13 protein-coding genes are annotated in these 17,633 nt (G+C 69.3%); 8 read left to right on the forward strand and 5 right to left on the reverse strand.

What is annotated here, in order from left to right; all coding sequences use genetic code 11:
* Positions 1-55: 55 nt before the first annotated feature.
* Both xdhA and xdhB read left to right on the forward strand, forming a co-directional pair.
* Positions 56-1,681, forward strand: coding sequence for a xanthine dehydrogenase small subunit (xdhA, locus tag AC07OD_RS25130; protein ID WP_494598296.1), 1,626 nt, complete (start codon positions 56-58; stop codon positions 1,679-1,681).
* The gene (gene xdhB / locus AC07OD_RS25135) at positions 1,678-4,107 is read left to right on the forward strand and encodes a xanthine dehydrogenase molybdopterin binding subunit (protein ID WP_218293619.1); all 2,430 of its coding nucleotides are present in this window, start codon (positions 1,678-1,680) and stop codon (positions 4,105-4,107) included. Before xdhA ends, xdhB begins: the two co-directional genes overlap by 4 nt.
* Positions 4,108-4,218: 111 nt before the next feature.
* Here xdhB and AC07OD_RS25140 read toward each other — a convergent pair whose 3' ends face one another.
* Both AC07OD_RS25140 and AC07OD_RS25145 read right to left on the reverse strand, forming a co-directional pair.
* Entirely contained in the window at positions 4,219-6,324 is a 2,106-nt protein-coding gene (locus tag AC07OD_RS25140; protein WP_494598297.1) for a diguanylate cyclase domain-containing protein, read from the reverse strand.
* 332 nt (positions 6,325-6,656) lie between these two features.
* Positions 6,657-7,280: a Crp/Fnr family transcriptional regulator gene (locus AC07OD_RS25145; RefSeq protein WP_369641744.1), complete on the reverse strand. Its 624-nt coding sequence runs from the start codon at positions 7,278-7,280 to the stop codon at positions 6,657-6,659.
* A 231-nt stretch (positions 7,281-7,511) separates the two neighbouring features.
* On the opposite strand from AC07OD_RS25145, the gene AC07OD_RS25150 reads away from it, so the two are divergent.
* Complete coding sequence (locus AC07OD_RS25150; protein ID WP_369641743.1) at positions 7,512-9,389, forward strand: EAL domain-containing protein; 1,878 nt, start codon at positions 7,512-7,514, stop codon at positions 9,387-9,389.
* Positions 9,390-9,484: 95 nt separating this feature from the next.
* Here AC07OD_RS25150 and AC07OD_RS25155 read toward each other — a convergent pair whose 3' ends face one another.
* Positions 9,485-10,744 carry a urate hydroxylase PuuD gene (locus tag AC07OD_RS25155; protein ID WP_494598298.1) on the reverse strand — a complete coding sequence of 420 codons (1,260 nt, stop codon included), beginning with the start codon at positions 10,742-10,744 and terminating at the stop codon, positions 9,485-9,487.
* A 220-nt stretch (positions 10,745-10,964) separates the two neighbouring features.
* Positions 10,965-11,798 carry a xanthine dehydrogenase accessory protein XdhC gene (xdhC, locus tag AC07OD_RS25160; protein WP_255591733.1) on the reverse strand — a complete coding sequence of 278 codons (834 nt, stop codon included), beginning with the start codon at positions 11,796-11,798 and terminating at the stop codon, positions 10,965-10,967.
* 127 nt (positions 11,799-11,925) lie between these two features.
* Between xdhC and AC07OD_RS25165 the strand changes: the two genes are divergently transcribed.
* The gene (locus AC07OD_RS25165; protein WP_218294410.1) at positions 11,926-12,408 is read left to right on the forward strand and encodes a hypothetical protein; all 483 of its coding nucleotides are present in this window, start codon (positions 11,926-11,928) and stop codon (positions 12,406-12,408) included.
* Between the two features lie 41 nt (positions 12,409-12,449).
* On the opposite strand, the gene uraH is transcribed toward AC07OD_RS25165, so the two are convergent.
* Entirely contained in the window at positions 12,450-12,800 is a 351-nt protein-coding gene (gene uraH / locus AC07OD_RS25170; protein ID WP_218293615.1) for a hydroxyisourate hydrolase, read from the reverse strand.
* A 108-nt stretch (positions 12,801-12,908) separates the two neighbouring features.
* Here uraH and AC07OD_RS25175 point away from each other — a divergent pair, with 108 nt between their 5' ends.
* Genes AC07OD_RS25175 through AC07OD_RS25190 form a run of 4 tightly spaced genes read left to right on the forward strand, consistent with a single transcriptional unit; the run spans position 12,909 to position 17,620 of the window.
* Positions 12,909-13,577 carry a GntR family transcriptional regulator gene (locus tag AC07OD_RS25175; RefSeq protein WP_218293614.1) on the forward strand — a complete coding sequence of 223 codons (669 nt, stop codon included), beginning with the start codon at positions 12,909-12,911 and terminating at the stop codon, positions 13,575-13,577.
* Positions 13,578-13,617: 40 nt separating this feature from the next.
* Positions 13,618-14,601 carry an allantoinase PuuE gene (puuE, locus tag AC07OD_RS25180; RefSeq protein ID WP_494598299.1) on the forward strand — a complete coding sequence of 328 codons (984 nt, stop codon included), beginning with the start codon at positions 13,618-13,620 and terminating at the stop codon, positions 14,599-14,601.
* Between the two features lie 2 nt (positions 14,602-14,603).
* Positions 14,604-16,382, forward strand: a complete 1,779-nt coding sequence (gene uraD, locus AC07OD_RS25185; RefSeq protein ID WP_494598300.1) for a 2-oxo-4-hydroxy-4-carboxy-5-ureidoimidazoline decarboxylase — start codon at positions 14,604-14,606, stop codon at positions 16,380-16,382.
* Positions 16,379-17,620 (forward strand): M20 family metallopeptidase, encoded by a 1,242-nt coding sequence (locus AC07OD_RS25190; RefSeq protein WP_494598301.1) that lies wholly within the window; start codon positions 16,379-16,381, stop codon positions 17,618-17,620. Before uraD ends, AC07OD_RS25190 begins: the two co-directional genes overlap by 4 nt.
* Positions 17,621-17,633: the final 13 nt, after the last annotated feature.

Below are 17,633 nucleotides of genomic sequence, written 5' to 3' on the forward strand. Positions count from 1 at the left end.
CCCGATGTGCGCAGGTCCTCATGAATTGACAGCAATCGAAGAAGCGGCATCCGTCATGACCACCCAACCCTTGCAATTCCTGCGCCGCGGCCAGCCCGTGGCGCTGGGCAATGTACCACCCGATCGCACGCTGCTGGAGGTGCTGCGCGAAGACCTGGGCAACACCGGCACCAAGGAGGGCTGCGGCGAAGGCGACTGCGGCGCCTGCACCGTGGTGCTGGGCGAGGCACGGGACGGCAAGGTGCACTACAGCGCGGTGAACAGCTGCATCCGGCTGGCGCATTCGGTCCACGGCATGGCGCTGTGGACGGTGGAGGACCTGGCGGAAGACCCGTTGATCCAGCCCGTGGGCGATGCCGCCCCGGCTCCTCGTCCACCCATCACACTGCATCCCGCACAAGAGGCGATGGTTCAGTGCCACGGTTCTCAATGCGGGTTTTGCACCCCCGGTTTTGTGATGAGTCTCTTTGGGATGTACCAGAAACACATCGCCCCCACGCTCCCCACTGCGTGTGGTTCGCGGCCCCCATCCGGGGAAGGGCCCCCGGATTCCCGCGCGCCCGGGGCCCTCGCGCCTAGGGGCGGCCCGTCGGCGCTCGACCACGTCCACCACGGCCAACCCATCACCCGCGAACTGGCGCAGGAAGAACTCTCCGGCAACCTGTGCCGCTGCACGGGCTACCGCCCCATCCTGGACGCCGCGCAGCACATGGCCGCCCTGCCCGCAATGGTGGTAAATGAACCTCTTTTGCTACAAAAGCTGGAGCTACTCGCGCTTACCCATCCAGCGCCAGAGGCCAATTCTTCTTATATTTCACCCACCACACTGCCTGATCTGCTGGCCGCGCGGGCGGCACACCCCGCGGCGCAGGTGGTGGCAGGCTGCACCGACGTGGGCCTGTGGGTGACCAAGCAGCACAAGCAATACGAAAGCATCCTGGACGTGACCCGCGTGGCCGAACTGCGGCAGGTTCAGCAGGACGCGCACCACATCACGCTCGGGGCCGCCGTCACCCTGACCGACGCGTTTGCCGCACTGACCGCGCAGTGGCCGCAGCTGCACACCTTTGCCACGCGCTTCGCGGGCCTGCCCGTGCGCAATTCGGGCACGCTGGGGGGCAACGTGGCCAACGGCTCGCCCATTGGCGACTCCATGCCGCTCCTGATCGCGCTGCGCGCCCAGGTGGTACTGGCCAGCGTGCGGGGAGAACGCACCCTGGCGCTGGAAGACCTGTACACCGGCTACCGGCAGAACGTGATGGCGCCCGACGAGCTGCTGGTGCGCATCGTGGTGCCCAGGCCGGGGGTCACGGAAGTGCTCAGGGCCTACAAGATTTCCAAGCGGTTTGACGATGACATTTCCGCCGTGTGCCTGGTCATCAACCTGGACATCGAAGCCGACGTGGTGCGCCGCGCCAGCATCGGCGCGGGCGGCGTGGCCGCCACCCCGGCCCGCGCGCGCCAGACCGAGGCGGCGCTGGCCGGCCAGCCGTGGAACGCCGACACCATCGCCCGCGCCGCGCAAGCGCTGCAGGGCGAGTTCAATCCCATCTCGGACATGCGCGCCAGCGGTGCCTACCGCCGCACGGTGCTGGCCAGCCTGCTGCAGCGCTTCTGGCTGGAGAGCCAGGGCGAAGAGGCCGTGAGCGTGGAGAACTTCCGCCTGGAGGAAGCCGTATGAACCAGCGCGAAACCTTGCCCGGCGGCCTGCCCGTGAGCCGCGATGCTGTGGACGACCCCGTGGTCGCCAGCGCCGACGCCCACGCCGCCGAACCCCTGGCCCCGCCGCAGGCCAGCACGCCCGCCAGCACCCGCGCCATGGGCCAGTCGCACATCCACGAAAGCGCGCGCGCCCAGGTGGCGGGCGCGGCCCACTACATCGACGACCTGCCCGAGGTGAAGGGCACGCTCTATGCGGCGCCCATCCTCTCCACCGTGGCGCACGGCACCTTGAACAGCGTGGATGCCAGCGCCGCCCTGGCCCTGCCCGGCGTGCGCGGCGTGGTGCTGTCGTCCGACGTGCCCGGCGACAAGTTGCTGGCCGCCTTCGCGCACGACGAGCCCGTGTTTGCCATCGACACCGTGCAGCACGTCGGCCAGGTGATCGGCCTGGTGGTGGCCGACTCGGTGATGCAGGCGCGCCGCGCCGTGCGCGCCGTGAAGCTGGACATCACGCCGCTGCCCGCCATCCTCACCGTGAAGGAAGCGCTGCGGGCCGAAAGCTATGTGCTGCCGCCCGTGTTCGTGCGCCGGGGCGATGCGCAGGCCGGCCTCGCGCGGTCGGCGCACCGGCTGCAGGGCGCCTTCGAGGTGGGCGGGCAGGAACACTTCTACCTCGAAGGCCAGATTGCCTACGCGCTGCCGCTGGAGCAAAGGCAGTGGTGGATCTATTCCAGCACCCAGCACCCGGGCGAAGTGCAGCACTGGGTGGCCCACGCCCTGGGGCTGGACAACCACGCGGTGCGCGTGGAGTGCCGGCGCATGGGCGGCGGCTTCGGCGGCAAGGAGACCCAGGCAGGCCACCTGGCCGTGTGGGCGGCGGTGGCGGCCAGCAAGTTCGGGCGCCCCGTCAAGCTGCGGCTCGACCGCGATGAAGACTTCATGGTCACCGGCAAGCGCCACCCGTTCGCGTACCAGTACGACGTGGGCTTTGACGGCGCGGGCCGCATCACCGGCCTCGCGCTGCACATGGCGGCCAACTGCGGTTTCAGCGCCGACCTGTCGGGGCCGGTGGCGGACCGCGCCGTGTTCCACAGCGACAACGCCTATTTCCTGAGCGACGTGGAGATCGCCTCCTACCGCTGCAAGACCAACACCCAGAGCCACACCGCGTTCCGCGGCTTTGGCGGGCCGCAGGGCGTGATCGTGATCGAGGCCATCCTGGGCGACATCGCGCGCGCCCTGGGCCGGGATGCCCAGGACGTGCGCCTGGCCAACCTGTACGGCAAGGACGCCGGGGAGGGTCGCAACGTCACCCACTACCAGATGACCGTGGAGGACAACATCCTGCACGAACTGATGCCGCAGCTGGAGCGCGACGCCGGCTACCGCGAGCGGCAGCACGCCATCGCGGCCTGGAACGCCACCAGCCCCGTGCTCAAGCGGGGCCTGGCGATCACGCCGGTCAAGTTCGGCATCAGCTTCACGGCCACGCTGTTCAACCAGGCCGGCGCGCTGGTGCATGTGTACACCGACGGCAGCGTGCAGGTGAACCACGGCGGCACCGAGATGGGCCAGGGCCTGCACACCAAGGTGGCGCAGATCGTGGCGGACGAACTGGGCGTGCCGCTGTCCCGGGTGCTCGTCACCGCCAGCGACACCAGCAAGGTGCCCAACGCCAGCGCCACGGCAGCGTCCAGCGGCACCGACCTGAACGGCCGCGCGGCGCAGTTCGCGGCGCGCAACGTGCGCGACAACCTCGCCTCCTTCGTGTGCGGGCTCGACAGCTGCGGCGCCGGCGCCATCCGCTTCGAGGGCGGGCAGGTGATCTCGCCCAAGAAGGTACGCCTGTTCGACGACGTGGTGAAGGAGGCGTACGCCAACCGCATCCAGCTGTGGAGCGACGGCTTCTACCGCACGCCCAAGATCCACTACGACAAGGCCACGCTCACGGGCCGGCCGTTCTACTACTTTGCCTACGGGGCCGCGTGCTCCGAGGTGGTCATCGACACGCTCACCGGCGAAAGCCGCGTGCTCAAGGTGGACATCCTGCACGACGTGGGCCACAGCATCAACCCGGCCATCGACATCGGCCAGATCGAGGGCGGCTTCGTGCAGGGCATGGGCTGGCTCACCACCGAGCAGCTGGTGTGGAACGACAAGGGCACCCTGGCCACGCACGCACCGAGCACCTACAAGATCCCGGCGACGGGGGACATCCCCGCGCACTTCCGCGTGAACCTGTGGCCCGAGGCGAACCGCGAGGACAACGTGGGCGGCAGCAAGGCGGTGGGCGAGCCGCCGTTCATGCTGGCGATCAGCGTGTACGAGGCGCTGCGCAATGCGGTGGCGGCGGGGCGCGGGGATGAAGCCACGGGGCCCGTGGTGCTGACGGCACCGGCGACCGCGGAGAATGTGCTGCGGGCGTTGGGACGCCTGACGGACTGAGTGAGCCCCCGGGCACTGAGCGGCCCAGGCCGGCAGACGCCGCGGAACGGGCTTTGCCAGGCCGCTGGCGGCGTCCCCAGGGGGAAGACGCCAGGCGGCTCAGGGGGCCTTTCATGCAGGCCCCAGCGCCATCCTCCCCGATGCGGTCGCCTGGTTCGCGTGCCGTGTCTCCACCCGGTTGCGCCCCGCCCGCTTGGCGTCGTAGCAGGCCATGTCCGCCGCATACAGCACCGAGGGCACGTCCTGCAGGCTGGCATCGAGCACCACGAGGCCGATGCTCACCCCCAGCGTGAAGCTGCGCCCCTGGTACGAAGGCTCCCAGTCCTGCACGGAGGCACGCAGCTGCTCGGCCACGGCCTGGCCGCGCGCCAGCGCGCAGCCGGGCAGCACCACCGCGAACTCGTCGCCGCCCAGCCGCGCGGCCCAGCCGACCTGGCGCACCTGGGATTCGAGCAGGCGGGCCACATGGCGCAGCACATCGTCGCCCGCATCGTGGCCGGCGATGTCATTCACCACGGTGAAGTGGTCCAGGTCCAGGAACAGCACCACGCCGTCCCCGGCGGTGTCGCCGCCGTCCCCCTCCGGCGCGCGCGGCCGCGCCGAGCGCTCGGCCAGCAGCAGGCCCAGGCGCTCGTCGAACGCGCTGCGGTTGTAGAGCTGGGTGAGCGCATCGTGCGTGCGCTCCCAGGCATGCTGCATCTGCGCCTCGCGCGCGGCGGTGATGTCCTCCAGGATCCAGACCGTGCCGCCACCCATCTCGTCGGGCCGCACGCCGCGGCCCTGCACACGGGCCCACACGGGCGAGCCGTCCTTGCGCATGAAGCAGACATCGCCGTCGAAGACACCGTGCGCGGCAAACTCGGCCTGCACCCGTTCGCCAATGCGCACATAGTCGGAATCATTGGCGTACAGGGTGCGGGCGGGTCGGCCCTGCAGCTCCCCTTCTGCGTAGCCCAGCATCACGCAGGCCTGGCGGCCCACCACCTCCAGGATGCCGTGGCGCGAGATGACGATGCCCACGGATGCGCTGTCCAGAACGGCCTGGAATTGCCCGTCCAGCGTGGCCTTGTGCTGCTGCTGCAGGCTGCCCTGCTGCACCATGCCCTGGAACACGCGCACGAGTTCGCCCACCTCGCCGTCCGCGCGCGGCCAGGCAATGTCCTGCACGGCCCCGGCCCGCGTGCCCCGGCGCAGCATCTGGCGCGCGCTGTGCGTGAGCTGCGCCAGGGGCTGGGCCATCCAGGCCATGAGCACGGCCACGAGCAGCATGCACAGCGCCATGCTGGCGGCGGCCAGCCACCAGGCCTCGCGCTGCGCGCCCTCCAGCGGCGCCAGCAGCGCCTGCGAGGGGCTGACGCGCGCCACGATCCACTGCGGCAGCGGCATGCCCGCCATGCTGACGATGTGCTGGGCCTCCAGATGGGTCGTGCCCCGCCCCACCACAGGCTGGGACTGGTCGAGCCAGCGGGCGTACACGGGGGCGAGGCCCGCCTCGTCGCGCACCTTGCCCAGGATGCGGGCGGGGTCCGAGTGCGACAGGATGGTGCCGTCGCGCGTGAAGACGATGAGCCGCGAGTCATCGCGCGCGGGCAGCGCCATGGACGGCGGCAGCAGCCCCTGGGACTGCAGCCGCAGCGCACCCGCCACCACGCCCAGCACGGCGCCATCCTCGCGGTGCAGCGGCATGGTGAACATCACACGCGCATCGCCGGTGCGGCCCGCGATGAGCTCCGACACCAGCGGCTTGCCATCGATGAGCGTGCGGCGCAGGGCGTCGCGCTCGGCCGGGTCCAGGTCGGCCGCCTTTTCCAGGCGCCCCGCCCGCAGGTTCAGCCGCAGTTCGCCGTTGTCGCGGGCCACCTGCATGGCATCGAAGAACTGCACGGCCGGCAGGCCCTGCTGCAGCAGCCATTCGAGGGTGGACGGGGATTCCAGCATGCCCGGCGTGATGCCGGCGGCCACGGTGCGCAGCACCTTCTGGCTTTGTTCGATCTTGCTGGCCAGCAGGCGGGCCACGACCTCGACCTCGTCGGTCTGCTGGCTCACCACGCGCCGCACGGCCTCCTGCCCGGACGCCCGCGTGACGAGCCATGCCGACACCGTGCCCGACAGGGCCACCGCCAGCACCGCCGCCAGCATGAGCCGAAGCACCAGGGTCCCAGGCACAAACCAGCCCGGCGCGTCGTGCGGCGGCGCGGGGTGGGCGGGAGGCTTCATGGACACTCCGCTCTGGGAGCACCCCGGCAAGCACGGGAAGTGGCGTTGGGCATCGGAACGGGTCAAACCGGACAGGTCCCAACAAATATACGCAGCCCCTGCAGCCCGGGGCTTGGGTAGAACCCTCAGTGAAACCCAAGGACAAACCCTGAGCCACACTGCGGTCAAAGGACCATCCGCACCGGCGCCCCTTCCGCCGCGCGCCAGCCTCTGAAACTGGCGCGGACGGGGCGAGTGCCCCCGTGGAACTGGCTTTGCCAGGCCACCGGGTGCGCCCTCCTCCCGCGCAGCGAGAGCAGGGTCAAGGCGCGCAGCGACTCAGGGCGTGTTTTCTAGCAACCCGCCATGGACTGCAGCGCGCGGGGGTGGGGAAGGTTCAGCACGTTGCCGGTGCCGTGGATCAGGCCCAGCTCGCGCAGGTGGCGCAGCACGCGCGAGAAGGTCTCGGGCGCAATGCCCAGCTGCGCGGCGATCAGGCGCTTGCGCTGGTGCAGCGTGACCTGCATCGCACCGCTGTGGTCCTGCTCGGCATGCTTGAGCAGCCATTGCGCGCAGCGCGATTCGGCATCCTGCGCCAGGCGGCTCACGGCCAGCTCGGACTGCTGCCGGTAACCCTGCGCCATGTCCAGCAGCAGGCCGCGCGCGCCCGCGGGCATTTCGGCCAGGCTGCGATGAAATTCATCGATGGGCAGGCGGCGCACCTGCAGGCGCGTGTCGGCCACCATGTCCACCGGCAACGGCAGGCCCATCAGCGCCGACGCGGCGTCCAGCCAGAACGGCCCGTCCACGGCTCCCAGCTGGTGGCGCAGGTAGCCATCGTCCAGCACGCCGCGCAGCACGCGGCCGCTTTCCAGGTGCAGCACGGACGTCAGCACCTCGTTGCGCTTGCGCAGCACTTCACCGGCGGCAATGACCTCGATTTCGGCGGGCAGGGAGAAATAGATAGAGGGCAGCATGGGACGGACTGTGCCGTGCCGGCGCCCGCCGGGCATTGAGCAAGATCAAACCGGAACCTCGCCGCCGGCCCCGCCGCGCAGGGGCCTTGCGCCAGCACACGGGCGGCGGCGCACTACCCGGCCCCGGGGGCGCGGCGCCGGCGGCCGGCAGAAACGTGACAGCTTGTAACCACATTGTCACAGCCCGCCGCTATCGTGGGCACCTTGCCCAGAGACCACCCATCCCACGCAATGCAGAACACTCCCTGGAGCCGGCTGGAGGCGATGCTGGCGCTGCTGTCGCCGGCCGCGCGCCATGGCACGGGCCCTCTGGCGGGGCTCATGCGCGAGGGGGGCCTGCACTGCGTTTTCCAGCCGCTGGCCGACCTGCGCGAAGGCAGCATCTATGCCCATGAGGCCCTGATCCGTGGACCTCGCGGCACGCCCTGGCACACCCCCGACGCACTGCTGGAGATGGCCCGGCGCGAGCGCATCCTGCAGGACTTCGAGCTGCTGTGCGTGTTCACCGCCCTCCAGCAATGGGGTGCGCAGGAGGCCCCCGGCCGCCTGTTCGTGAACATCAGCGCCGACGCGCTGGTGCACGGCGTGGCACTGGTCGGCGCCCAGAAACTGGGCGAGACGGTGCGCAGCTTCGGCGCGAGCGCGCGCATGCTGGTGCTGGAGATCACCGAGCATGAGCGCGTGTCCGACATGCCCCTGCTGCGCCAGGCCATCAAGGCCGTGCACGCCTGCGGCGCGCGCATGGCGCTGGACGACTTCGGCGACGGCCGCTCCAGCCTGCGGCTGTGGTCCGAGGTGAAGCCCGACTTCGTGAAGATCGACAAGTATTTCATCCGCGAGATCAGCGACCACCCCGAGAACCTGCAGATGCTGCAGGCCATCAAGGGCATCGCCGACGTGTTCGGCACCACGCTGATCGCCGAGGGCATCGAGACACGCGACGACCTGCGCGCGCTGCGCGACCTGGACATCCCCTACGGCCAGGGCTGGCTGCTGGGCCGCCCGGCCCGCACACCCCGCGAGACGGTGGACGGCCCCGCGCTGGAAGTGATGCAGGACCGCCGCGTGGCCGTGCTGCCCCACCTGGGGCAGACGGCGCGCCCGGGCATCCTGCGCAGCGTGCTGGTGGTGCAGGCACCCACCGCCGCGCCCGCCACCAGCAATGACGCGGTGGCGGCGATGTTCCACGAACGCACCGACCTGCATGCGCTGGCCGTGGTGGACGGCACGCGCCCCGTGGCGCTCATCAACCGCCAGCAGTTCATGAACCACTACGCCACGCTGTACTTCCGCGAAGTGCATGGCCGCAAGCCATGCCTGGCCTTCGCCAACCAGGCCCCGCGCGTGGTGGAACTGGACTGCGACGTGGACCAGCTCGTGGGCATCCTCACCTCGCAGGACCAGCGCTACCTGAGCGACGGCTACATCGTGACCGACAACGGCCGCTACCTGGGCCTGGGCACGGGCGACCAGCTGGTGCGCGCCGTGACCGAGACGCGCATCGAGGCGGCGCGGCACGCCAACCCGCTGACCTTCCTGCCCGGCAACATCCCCATCAGCCTGCACATGCAGCGCCTGCTGGACCACCACACCGAGTTCGTGGCCTGCTATGCGGACCTGAACAACTTCAAGCCCTTCAACGACCACTACGGCTACTGGCGCGGCGACCAGATGATCCGCCTGGTGGCGCGCCTGGCCACCGCGCACTGCGACGCGCGGCGCGACTTCGTGGGCCATGTGGGCGGGGACGACTTCATGCTCGTGTTCCAGAGCAGCAACTGGCTGCAGCGCTGCAAGAACATCGTGGACGAATTCGCGCGCGAGGCGCTCACGCTGTTCGACGACGCTGCGCGGCAGGCCGGCGGCATCGACGCCGAGGACCGCCACGGCGTGCAGCGGTTCTTTCCGTGCACCACGCTGGCCATCGGCGCGGTGCGCATCACGCCCGGGCGCTTCCGCCATGCCGAGGAAGTGGCCAATCTGGCCGCGGTGGCCAAGCACGAGGCCAAGCAGGCGGCCACGGGGGTGGTGCTGCATGGCGGCTTCACCGAATCGAGCCTGGGCGCACTGGCCGCCACCCGCGCGCTGCAAGACGCGCTGGCGGCGTAGGGCGCCCAAAAATCACGCGCCCCGGCGGGTGCCTGCATGGAACGGGTCCGACCGGACCCCGGGTGGCCGCCCCCCGGGGTGAAGCGCGCAGGGGCTCAGGGAGTGCCCACCGCCGCTCCGGCCTCGAACCAGCGCTTGACCAGCGCCCGCTCGGCATCGGTCATGCCCGTGGCGTTGTTCATGGGCATGAGTTTTTGCACCACCACCTGCTGGTAGACGGCCTGCGCATGCTGCTTGACGCTGTCGGGCGCATCCAGCCGCAGGTTCTTCATCTGCACCTGCTCGCCATGGCACATGTAGCAGCGCTGGGCCAGCACGGGCTGCAGGGATACATAGTCATTTTGACCTCCAGCGCTTTGCCCACCTGCGCCAGCAGCTCCTGAAACAGGAGCATATCCCGCCACCGGCGCGGCAGGGGCCGCCACCGGCGCGGGGCGCATCCAGGCGATCACGCCCACGATGACCACCACCCCCACCAGCGCATACGGCAGCGGGTTGCCGTTGCGGCCCAGCTTGTAGCCGTGGCGCATCACGAAGAACTGGCGGATGGCGGCGCCCGCGAACATCATGAGGATGAGCACCAGCCAGTTCTGCGGGTGGCTCCAGGTGAAGCTGTAGTGGTTGCTCAGCATGGCGAACAGCACGGGCAGCGTGAAGTACGTGTTGTGCACGCTGCGCTGCTTGCCGCGCTTGCCGTGGATGGGGTCCACGGGCTCGCCGGCCTTGATCTGCGCGATCACCGTGCGCTGGCCGGGGATGATCCAGAAGAACACGTTGGCGCTCATGGCCGTGGCGATCATCGCGCCCACCAGCAGGAAGGCCGCGCGGCCCGCGAACCAGTGGCAGGCCAGCCAGGAGGCGATGCACACCAGCACGAGCACCAGCGCCCCCACGATGGCGTCGCCGTTCTTCTTTTGCCCGAAGAGGCGGCAGATCGCGTCGTACAACAGCCAGAACACCACGAAGAACGCCAGCGCCACCACGATGGCCGTGGCGGGGGCCCAGTCCATGCGCGACTTGTCGATGAGGTAGGTGCTGGCGCTGTAGAGATACGACACCGTGAACAGCGCGAACCCGCTGATCCAGGTGCTGTAGCTCTCCCAGAAGAACCAGTGCAGGTGGCCGGGCAGCTTCGGGGGCGACACGGCGAACTTGACCGGGTGGTAGAACCCGCCGCCGTGCACGGCCCAGAGCTCGCCGCTCACGCCCTGCCTCTTCAGGTCCTCGTCCTCGGGCGGCGTGAGGCTGCTGTCCAGGAAGACAAAATAGAACGAGGAGCCGATCCAGGCGATGGCGGTGATGACGTGGACCCAGCGCAGCAGCAGGTTGGCCCAGTCGAGAAAGTAGCTTTCCATGGAAGTCTCTCAACTTTGGCGGCGCGAAGGCGCCGCCTTTGTGCAACCTGCTCACCACTGCGGGCGCTCTGAGCAGAAGAAGGGGGTCGCGCACCTTGGCAGAGATTCTGCCGGGGCACCGCTGCGACCCATGAAATACCGAATCAGGACAGTGAAAAGTGTATGCAGAAATTGTTCTCGATTCCAGCCCCCTCGAAGGCACGCGGGAGCGGAGTTACCCTCAGAACCCGTTCGCGCCCCCACCGCCCAGGGTCTGCAGGAGCTGCGCGGCCACGGCCACGGCGATGACCTCCGGCTCCTTGCCGTCGATGCCCCGGATGCCGATGGGGCAGGTGACCTGCGCCAGCTCCTCCTGCGCGAACCCGCGCCCATGCAGGCGGTTTGCGAACGTCGCCCACTTGGTCTTGCTGCCGATGAGCCCGATGAACGGCAGGTCGCGCCGCTCGCGCTGGCGGCGCAGGCAGGCGGCCACCACGTCCAGGTCCTCGGCATGGCTGAAGCTCATGATCAGCACGCGGGTGCCAGAGGCCAGGTCCGGCACCGCCAGCTGCACCGGGTCGGAGTGTTCGCAGGCCACGCCGTCCGGCGCCGGCTGCGGAAAGATCCCGTCGCGGCTGTCGATCCAGGTCAGCGCGAACGGCAGCGGCGCCAGCACCCGGGCCAGCGCGTGGCCCACATGCCCGCCGCCGAACAGCGCCACCGGGTGCCGGCGCGGCGACAGGCGCGCGCGCAGGCGGTCGGCCAGGGCCTGGTCGGCGGGTACGGACAGCGTCTCGAATTCGAGGTGCACCACGCCCCCGCAGCACTGCCCCAGCGCCGGGCCCAGCGCATAGCGCATGCGGGCCGGGCCGGGCACGCCCCCCAGGCGCCGGCGGGCCTCGGCAATGGCCTGGTGCTCCAGGTGGCCGCCGCCGATGGTGCCCACTATCCGCTCGGCGAACACGGCCATCCAGGCCCCGGCTTCACGCGGCACCGAGCCTTCGGTAGACTCCACCCTTACCAGACAGGCGGGCGCGGCCGCAAGGCCGTCCAGCAGTAAAAGCACATCAGTCAATCCAGATCCTTCGCGCCATCGGGGTCCCAGGGTCCCCGTTCCGTTCCAGCCCACACCAGCCATCATGCCGTCCCCAGCCCCCGAGCGCACCCCCAGTACCCGCAGCCACTGGCTGCTCGCCGGGCTCATGGCCGCCATCGCAGCGCTGGTGGCGGCATGCAAGTCGGCTCCCGAACCTGCGCCGCCCGCGCAGGACAGCCGTGCGCCCAGCACCGACGCCTCCAGCGGCGTCAAGGGCCCCGTGCCCGCAAGCGCCGGTTCGGCCCGCGCCTCGGCGGCGACCACCCCCCGGGCGTACCGGCAGGACGCCGCCACCCACCTCTACGGCCTGAACGCGCAGCGCGTGTTCAAGGGCAAGCTGCCCCCCATGCTGTATGCGATCGGCGTGCTGGAGGTGGATATCGACCGCGCTGGCAAGGTGACGCGCCTGCGGTGGATGCGTGCCCCGCGCCATGCCCCCGAGGTGGTCGCGGAAATCGAGCGCACCGTGCGCGCAGCGGCGCCCTTCCCGGTGCCCGCGCGCCTGGGCAAGGTCACCTACACCGACACCTGGCTGTGGGACAAGAGCGGGCATTTCCAGCTCGATACCTTGACCGAAGGGCAGCTGTAGGCACATCCCCGTGCGCGCGGGCCCTGGCTGGGCCCCGCCCCTCACGACCCGCGATAGGTCGAATAGCTCCACGGGCTCACCAGCAGCGGCACGTGGTAGTGCTGGTCGGCGTGCGCGATGCCGAAATCCAGGCTCACCAGGTTCAGGAAATTGGGTTCGGGCAGCTGCACGCCGCGCGCCTTGAAGTAGCCCGCCACATTGAAGCTGAGCCGGTAGGTGCCAGCGCGCAGGGTCGCATTGTCGAACAGCGGCGCATCGGTGCGGCCGTCATGGTTCAACACCAGGCGCTTGATGAGGGTGGCGTTGTCGCCGTCGGTGGAATACAGGGCGATCTCCATGCCGGCCGCGGGGCAGCCATTCATGGTGTCCAGAACGTGGGTGCTCAATCCCATAGGGAATCTCCTGAAGTGGGGACCACGGCCGATCGGCGAGGATTGCCAGATCGCAGCGTGTAGACCAAAAGTGTATACACTTTTCGCCATCCAACGTATCATGCAACCATGGAATCTTCATCCACCAGTGCCATTGTCGACGCGTTGACCCGCGCCATCGTCGAGCACCGCCTGCAGCCGGGCACCAAGCTGGCCGAGCAGAAACTGGCCGACCATTTCGGCGTGTCGCGCACGCTGGTGCGCCAGGCGCTGTTCCAGCTCGCGCAGAACCGCCTCGTCACGCTGGAGCCCGCGCGCGGCGCGTTCGTGTCCACCCCCTCGGTCGAAGAGGCCCGCCAGGTGTTCGCCGTGCGCCGCATGCTCGAGACCGAGATGACGCGGGCCTTCGTGCAGACCGTGACCCCCGCCAAGATCAAGGCCCTGCGCGCCCACGTCGCCAGCGAGAAGGCCGCCATGGGCACGGCCGATGCCAGCAGCCGCACCGAGCTGCTGGGCGACTTCCATGTGCGCATGGCCGAGCTCATGGGCAACGAGGTGCTGGCGCAGATGCTGGGCGACCTGATCTCTCGCTGCGCCCTCATCACGCTGATGTACCAGTCGGCCAGCGCCGCAGAACACTCCCACGAGGAGCATGGCGACATCGTGGCCGCGCTCGCCGCGCGCGACGAGGCCCTGGCCGTCTCCCTCATGCAGGCCCACCTGGAGCACGTGGAAGCCAGCCTGACCTTCGACCGCAAGCGCCCGGCCAGCGACCTGGCCGCCGCGCTCAGCACGTGACATCCCAGCGCGTGACAGACCCCTTGAATCCCTCATGCCCATGATCTACGACTCCACCCAGCCCTACCCCCGCGACCTCATCGGCTACGGCAAGACCCCACCCCATGCGCAATGGCCGGGCGGTGCGCGCATCGCCGTGCAGTTCGTGCTCAACTACGAAGAAGGCGGCGAGAACGCCGTGCTGCACGGCGACGCGGGCAGCGAGCAGTTCCTGTCCGAAATGTTCAACCCCGCGAGCTACCCCGAGCGGCACATGAGCATGGAAGGCATCTACGAATACGGTTCGCGCGCCGGCGTGTGGCGCATCCTGCGCGAGTTCGAAAAGCGCAAGCTGCCGCTCACCGTGTTCGGCGTGTCGAGCGCACTGCAGCGCCACCCCGAGCTGACCCAGGCGTTCGTGCAGCTAGGCCACGAGATCGCCTGCCACGGCCTCAAGTGGATCCACTACCAGCATGTGCCCGAAGAGGTCGAGCGCGCCCACATGGCCAAGGCCATGGAGATCATTGAGCGCATGACGGGCCCCCGAGGAAGCTCGGAAGGCCATGTGCATGGCCTGGGCTGGTACACCGGCCGCGACAGCCCCAATACCCGCCGCCTCGTGGCCGACTTCGGCGGCTTCGAATACGACAGCGACTACTACGGCGACGACCTGCCGTTCTGGATGGACGTGAAAAAGAGCGATGGCACCACCGCGCCCCAGCTCATCGTGCCCTACACGCTCGACTGCAACGACATGCGCTTCGCGCTGCCGCAGGGCTACTCGCACGCCGACCCGTTCTTCCAGTACATGAAGGACACGTTCGACGCGCTGTACGCCGAAGGCGACCCGGCCGGCGACAACGCGCCCAAGATGATGAGCATCGGCATGCACTGCCGCCTGCTGGGCCGGCCCGGCCGCATCACCGCGCTGCAGCGTTTCCTGGACCACATCGAGCGGCACGGCGACGTGTGGGTGTGCCGCCGTATCGACATCGCGCGCCACTGGAAACAGGCGCACCCCTACCCTTCACAGAAAGCAGGCTGACCATGGCCCTGACACTGGAACAACTCAACGCCGCCAGCAGCGCCGAGGCCCTGCAGCTGCTCGATGGCCTGTACGAGCACTCGCCCTGGATCGCCGAGCAGGCGCTGGCGCAGCGGCCCTTCCGCTCGCAGGCCCACCTGCAGCACGCGCTGGCCCAGGTGGTGCGCACGGCGGGCCAGGACGCGCAGCTGGCACTGATCCGCGCCCACCCGGAACTGGCGGGCAAAGCGATGGTGGCCAAGAACCTCACGGCCGAGTCCACCAACGAGCAGAGCAAGGCGGGCCTCACCCAGTGCACACCCGAGGAGTTCGCGCGCATCCAGGCGCTCAACGCCGCCTACAACGAGCGCTTCGGCTTCCCGTTCATCCTGGCGGTGCGCGGGCCGCGCGGCACGGGCCTGCCCAAGCAGGAGATCATCGACACCTTTGCGCGGCGCCTGGACAACCACCCCGAGTTCGAACTGGCCGAGGCCCTGCGCAACATCCACCGCATCGCCGAGATCCGCCTGAACGACAAGTTCGCCGCCGAGCCCGTGCTGGGCAACGACGTGTGGGACTGGCAGGAAAAGCTGGCCGAACACTCCGACCCCGACTTCGCTGAAAAGGGCCAGCTCACCGTCACGTATCTGACCGACGCGCACCGCGCCTGCGCCCAGCGCATCAGCCACTGGATGCGCGACTGCGGCTTCGACGAAGTGGAGATTGACGCCGTGGGCAACGTGGTGGGGCGCTACCACCCGGCCACGGAAGGGGCCCGCTACCTCATCACCGGGTCGCACTACGACACGGTGCGCAACGGCGGCAAGTACGACGGCCGCCTGGGCATCTTCGTGCCCATGGCCTGCGTGCGCGAGCTGCACCGCGCCGGCCGGCGGCTGCCCTTCGGCATCGAGGTGGTGGGCTTTGCCGAAGAGGAAGGCCAGCGCTACAAGGCCACGTTCCTCGGCTCGGGCGCGCTCATCGGCGACTTCAACCCCGCCTGGCTCGACCAGAAGGACGTGGACGGCGTGACCATGCGCGCGGCCATGCAGCACGCGGGCTTGTGCATCGACGACATCCCCAAGCTCCAGCGCGACCCCGCGCAGTACCTGGGTTTCATCGAGGTACACATCGAACAGGGCCCCGTGCTCAACGAGCTGGACCTGCCCCTGGGCGTGGTCACCTCCATCAACGGCAGCGTGCGTTTTCTGTGCGAAATGATCGGCACCGCCAGCCACGCCGGCACCACCCCCATGGACCGCCGCCGCGACGCCGCCGTGGCCGTGGCGGAACTCGCGCTGTACGTGGAGCAGCGCGCCGCGCAGGACGGCGACTCGGTGGGCACCATCGGCCAGCTGCAGGTGCCCGCAGGCTCCATCAACGTGGTGCCCGGCCGCTGCCAATTCAGCCTGGACCTGCGCGCGCCCACCGACGCCCAGCGCGACGCGCTGGTGAACGACGTGAGGGAGCAGCTCGCCAGGATCGCCGCCCGGCGCGGCCTGCGCTACACGCTGGAAGAATCCATGCGCGCCGCCGCCGCGCCCAGCGCGCCCGCCTGGCAGCACCACTGGGAGCGCGCCGTGGACACGCTGGGCGTGCCCGTGTTCCGCATGCCCAGCGGGGCGGGACACGATGCGATGAAGCTGCACGAAATCATGCCCCAGGCCATGCTCTTCGTGCGCGGACTGAACTCGGGCATCAGCCACAACCCGCTCGAATCCACCACCAACAACGACATGCAGCTGGCCGTGGACGCCTTCACCCAGGTCCTGCGCCAACTTGCCGAGGAACAACAACCATGACGACAAACACCCCCACCGCCTACGCCGCTCTCGACGCCTGGATCGACCAGCACTTCGATGAGGAAGTGCGCTTTCTGCAGGCCCTGGTGCGCGTGCCCACCGACACCCCGCCCGGCAACAACGCTCCCCACGCAGAGCGCACCGCCGAGTTGCTGACCGAGTTTGGCTACACCGCCGAGAAGCACGCCGTGCCGGCCGCCGACGTGTTGGCCTACGGCATGGAATCCATCACCAACCTCATCGTGCGCAGACCGTACGGCAGCGGCGGCAAGACCATTGCCCTGAACGCCCACGGCGACGTGGTGCCCCCCGGCGAAGGCTGGACGCACGACCCCTACGGCGCCGAAATTGTGGACGGCGCCATGTACGGCCGCGCCACCGCCGTGAGCAAGAGCGACTTCGCCAGCTTCACCTTCGCGGTGCGCGCGCTGGAAGCCGCCGCCAAGCCCTCGCGGGGCGCGGTGGAACTGCACTTCACCTACGACGAGGAATTCGGTGGCGAACTCGGCCCCGGCTGGCTGCTGCAAAAGGGGCTCACCAAGCCCGACCTGATGATCGCCGCCGGCTTCAGCTACGAAGTGGTCACCGCCCACAACGGCTGCCTGCAGATGGAAGTGACCGTGCACGGCAAGATGGCCCACGCGGCCGTGCCCCACACCGGCGTGGACGCGCTGCAGGGTGCGGTGCACATCCTGAACGCACTGTATGCGCAGAACGACGAGTACAAGAAGGTCACGTCCAAGGTGGCGGGCATCAAGCACCCGTACCTGAACGTGGGCCGCATCGAGGGCGGCACCAACACCAACGTCGTGCCCGGCAAGGTGATGTTCAAGCTCGACCGCCGCATGATCCCCGAAGAGAACCCGGTGGAGGTCGAAGCCGCCATCCGCCGCGTGATCGAGCAGGCCGCGGGCGAGCGCGCGGGCATCAGCGTGGACATCAAGCGCCTGCTGCTGGCCAACGCCATGACCCCGCTGGCCGGCAACCAGCCGCTGGTGGACGCCATCCAGAAGCATGCGCAGGCCGTGATCGGCGAGCCCGTGCCCGCGGTGGGCACACCGCTGTACACCGATGTGCGCCTGTATGTGGAGCGCGGCATCCCGGGCGTGATCTACGGCTCCGGCCCGCGCACCGTGCTCGAATCGCACGCAAAGCGCGCCGACGAACGCCTGCAGCTCGAAGACCTGCGCCGCGCCACCAAGGTGATCGCGCGCACGCTGAGCGACCTGCTGGCCTGATCCGGTCTCGCTC

The organism is Acidovorax sp. GW821-FHT10E03, from assembly GCF_059415205.1.

Excerpts from the sequence above, each read along its gene's own strand:
- uraH (WP_218293615.1), bottom strand. The coding sequence starts at position 12,800 with ATGGGATTGAGCACCCACGTTCTGGACACCATGAATGGCTGCCCCGCG.
- puuE (WP_494598299.1), top strand. The coding sequence starts at position 13,618 with ATGATCTACGACTCCACCCAGCCCTACCCCCGCGACCTCATCGGCTAC.
- xdhB (WP_218293619.1), top strand. The coding sequence starts at position 1,678 with ATGAACCAGCGCGAAACCTTGCCCGGCGGCCTGCCCGTGAGCCGCGAT.
- AC07OD_RS25145 (WP_369641744.1), bottom strand. The coding sequence starts at position 7,280 with ATGCTGCCCTCTATCTATTTCTCCCTGCCCGCCGAAATCGAGGTCATT.
- xdhA (WP_494598296.1), top strand. The coding sequence starts at position 56 with ATGACCACCCAACCCTTGCAATTCCTGCGCCGCGGCCAGCCCGTGGCG.
- AC07OD_RS25165 (WP_218294410.1), top strand. The coding sequence starts at position 11,926 with ATGGCCGCCATCGCAGCGCTGGTGGCGGCATGCAAGTCGGCTCCCGAA.
- uraD (WP_494598300.1), top strand. The coding sequence starts at position 14,604 with ATGGCCCTGACACTGGAACAACTCAACGCCGCCAGCAGCGCCGAGGCC.
- AC07OD_RS25155 (WP_494598298.1), bottom strand. The coding sequence starts at position 10,744 with ATGGAAAGCTACTTTCTCGACTGGGCCAACCTGCTGCTGCGCTGGGTC.
- AC07OD_RS25140 (WP_494598297.1), bottom strand. The coding sequence starts at position 6,324 with ATGAAGCCTCCCGCCCACCCCGCGCCGCCGCACGACGCGCCGGGCTGG.
- AC07OD_RS25150 (WP_369641743.1), top strand. The coding sequence starts at position 7,512 with ATGCAGAACACTCCCTGGAGCCGGCTGGAGGCGATGCTGGCGCTGCTG.
- AC07OD_RS25175 (WP_218293614.1), top strand. The coding sequence starts at position 12,909 with ATGGAATCTTCATCCACCAGTGCCATTGTCGACGCGTTGACCCGCGCC.
- AC07OD_RS25190 (WP_494598301.1), top strand. The coding sequence starts at position 16,379 with ATGACGACAAACACCCCCACCGCCTACGCCGCTCTCGACGCCTGGATC.